Consider the following 3,075-nt stretch of genomic DNA (forward strand, 5'->3'; position numbering starts at 1 on the left):
TATGTCAAAATCCTTTTCCCTGACGTTCTTCTGTTCAAGCTGTCGGCGGTAATCATCCCGGACAAACTCGTAGAACGTGTTGAAGCAGGGCGTTACCGAACGGTCATTGCCTATCAGTTCGATATAGGCACTTACCGCATTGGACAACGCCACTTCTTCCGACCGCTTGGGGGCTTCATCGTCCCGCTTCCACAGGGTGAGTATAAGGGTCTTGATACTCTCTTTCTTTTCGATGTCAAATACCCCTTCCTCGACATAGAACGGGTTGAACGCTATCGGGTTCTCGTTGGTGTAGGTGAAATAAATCCCGTCCTCGCCGTGCGTGCGGTTGTGGATAAGCTGGGACAGTCCCAAGTAGCTGTTACCCGTATCTACCAGTAGCACGTGCGCACCCTGCTCGTAATACTGGCGCACCATGTGGTTGGTGAAGAAAGACTTCCCGCTACCGCTCGGCCCAAGTATGAACTTGTTGCGGTTGGTGGTGATGCCTTTCTTCATGGGCAAATCCGATATGTCGATGTGCAGCGGGCGACCGCTTACCCTGTCCACCATTTTGATGCCGAACGGCGAAAGCGAACTCTTGTAGTTCGTTTCTTCCACGAACAGACAGAGAGCCTGCCCCAAGAACGTGTAGAAACTTTCCTCTGCGGGGAAGTCCGCCTCGTTGCCGGGTATGCCCGCCCAAAAGAGCGTGGGCGTGTCGGTGGTGTTGTGGCGTGGCTTGCACTCCATTAGCGCAAGCTGGCTTCCCACATCGTTGCGTATGCGTTTGAGTTCGTCCCGGTCGTCACTCCATGCCATGACGTTGCAGTGGCAGCGCACCGATACAAGCCCCTTGCTGTGGGCTTCGTTCAGGTACTCGTCTATCCACTCCTTGTTCACTTGGTTGGCACGGGAGTATCGGGAGAGCGATTGCATATTCCGGGCGGTCTGCTCGAAGTTCTTCAGGTTTTCGGCGTGGTCGTCTATGAAGATGAACTGGTTATAGACGTGGTTACACGACAACAGCACGCCCACCGGGGCGGCGAATGACAGTCGGCAGTCGCTCCGGTCTGTGGACAGCTTCTCAAATCGGCAGTCCGTCCCGACCTTTCCGGGCAAATCTTCCACGTCCGAGAGCGTGTGCAGGCACAGTATGTCGTCCCCGACACGCATTTCTTCCGGGTACAGCCCGATGTCTTTCAGGCAGGTGGTATCTGTCTGCGAGAGCGAGAAGTATTTCTCGATGATGCCCGCCTTTCCGTCCTGCCCGGTGATTTCCGATGCCGCCAGCCGGGTAAGCGTGACAAAACCGCTGTCGTTCATAATGCGCTCAAACTGCCCGACCGCTTCGATGAACTTTGCCGCCGCTTCCTTGTCGGCTATCTCCTGCGGAACAATCCTGCCCCGGCAGAGGGTGGAGAAGTCGCTCTGTCGGCGGCTTCTCTCCCTTGTCGTCTTTGTCAGGAACAGGTAGCAGTAATGGTTCAGGAACGGGCGTTCATTGAAGTGCCGTTCAAAAGTCCGGGACAGGAAACTAAGTTCGTCCCTTTCCGTGTCGGGCTGGTAGTTCTCCTTGATGAAGAAGTCCTGCTTGTGTACTATGGAGTAGTCGGGCAGCACCTTGATTGCCTTGTACCATGCCGAATGTATGGCTTCGTACTCGGTACTGGTGACGGTGAACAGTTCGGGCAGTTCCACCCTGAAAGCCACCGTTATGTCCGCATCCTTTGAAATGATGCAGCCGTTCTCCACCGCCAAAAGGGGGAATTTCCTTTCCAGCGTGGTAGCCTTTAACATATTTCTCATGGTCTTTCTTCCTTTCTTTTTTTGTAGGTGAATAATCGGGGTATCGCCTTTCGGCTGATAATGAAGCGTGGATGCCGTTTGCGTGCGGCGGCTTTCATCAGCCCGTGCGTGCCGTACTTGGCGTTGAGCCGGAACGTCTGCCACACGAGCAGCAGCGAAGCCGACACGATGAAACCGATACATAGCCACTGGTTCACGCCCGCCATGAACAGGACGATGAACACCACGAAGACGGCGAGCAAGCCGCCGCAAAAGATAAAGAGGTACTGGCTTTTCAGCCCCTTGAACTCCACGGGCTTCCCGATACCCCTGTTTACCTGATATTTTTCGGGCTTAGCCCTCAACAACTCGTCAGACATAGCCGCAGGTTTAGAGGAAGAACGAGCGCAGGATAGTGGCGGCTACAATCAGGAAGATGCACGCCCCGAACCAACTGGCGGCGGTCTTTGAGGTGTCGGGGTCGCCGCTTGAAAACTTGTTATATACTTTTACCCCGCCAATCAAGCCGCAGACCGCCCCGATTGCGTACACCAGTTTTGTTCCGGGGTCGAAATACCCGGTGATTAGGTTCGTGGCTTCGGTGATGCCCGCCTGCCCGTTTCCTTGTGCGTAGGCACTTACCACGGCGGCAAGTATAGCCGCCGACAAGAAGATTTTCTTTCTCATTGTGATTTGTTTTTAATGCCGGGCGGCGGGTGGATAGTCCGCCTTTCCCGGCTGGTGAATAATTTGAAATTTTAGTGGTCGGGGATAGTCCCGTTTGTCTGTTTGGTTTTCAGGTTGCCAATCAACCGTAATCACGCTGTTTCATGCTGTCAGGCTTATACATTATTATATTATAGGAAATCGTTCATGTCGAACGCTTCGTGTTCCTTGCTTTTATTGCCAGCTTCGGCAGGGACAGCAGCCGCAGCCAGTTCCGCTTCGTTGCGTCCCAGCAGTTCAGCCACCTTTGCCAGCCCGCCGTTGATGTTCTCCACCACCGCATCGTAGAGGTTCGTCCCCTCAATGCTTGCCAGCGTCCCGGCTGCTTGCCGCTGTTCCGCTTCGGTGGGGTTGTCGGCGTTCGCCGTGCGTACCGCTTCGCCCAGTTCGTCAAAGCTCACGCCCGTAGCCCGCCCGGTATCATCGTCACCGTCCATGTACCCGGCTATTTCCTCGTCCTCGTAGTCGGGTTCGTCATTCTCGTAACCGGGCGTTTCTTCCGGCAGTCCGTCAGCCTGCGGCGCAAAAATAGTATCATTTTCAGCCGCTTGCGGGAGGTGTCCCGATTTGTCCTGCGCTGTC

The 3,075-nt window shown here is 54.8% G+C and carries 4 protein-coding genes; all 4 read right to left on the minus strand.

Annotated features, from left to right (window positions below):
* A partial coding sequence (locus HMPREF1536_RS19050) for a TraG family conjugative transposon ATPase (protein ID WP_233426419.1) occupies positions 1 to 1,788 on the minus strand: 1,788 nt, incomplete at its 3' end.
* Positions 1,785 to 2,147, minus strand: coding sequence for a DUF4133 domain-containing protein (locus HMPREF1536_RS19055; RefSeq protein WP_007566699.1), 363 nt, complete (start codon positions 2,145 to 2,147; stop codon positions 1,785 to 1,787). The genes HMPREF1536_RS19050 and HMPREF1536_RS19055, both read right to left, overlap by 4 nt.
* Before the next feature lie 10 nt (positions 2,148 to 2,157).
* Positions 2,158 to 2,454 (minus strand): DUF4134 domain-containing protein, encoded by a 297-nt coding sequence (locus HMPREF1536_RS19060; protein WP_004308755.1) that lies wholly within the window; start codon positions 2,452 to 2,454, stop codon positions 2,158 to 2,160.
* 170 nt (positions 2,455 to 2,624) lie between these two features.
* Positions 2,625 to 3,075, minus strand: a 451-nt coding sequence (locus tag HMPREF1536_RS19065; RefSeq protein WP_046151801.1) for a hypothetical protein, incomplete at its 5' end; no start/stop codon positions are given.

Source organism: Parabacteroides gordonii MS-1 = DSM 23371 (assembly GCF_000969825.1).
GTDB lineage: Bacteria > Bacteroidota > Bacteroidia > Bacteroidales > Tannerellaceae > Parabacteroides > Parabacteroides gordonii.

Bases quoted from the DNA above. Each gene is read 5' to 3' on its own strand.
- HMPREF1536_RS19060 (WP_004308755.1), bottom strand. From the start codon at position 2,454: ATGAGAAAGAAAATCTTCTTGTCGGCGGCTATACTTGCCGCCGTGGTA.
- HMPREF1536_RS19055 (WP_007566699.1), bottom strand. From the start codon at position 2,147: ATGTCTGACGAGTTGTTGAGGGCTAAGCCCGAAAAATATCAGGTAAAC.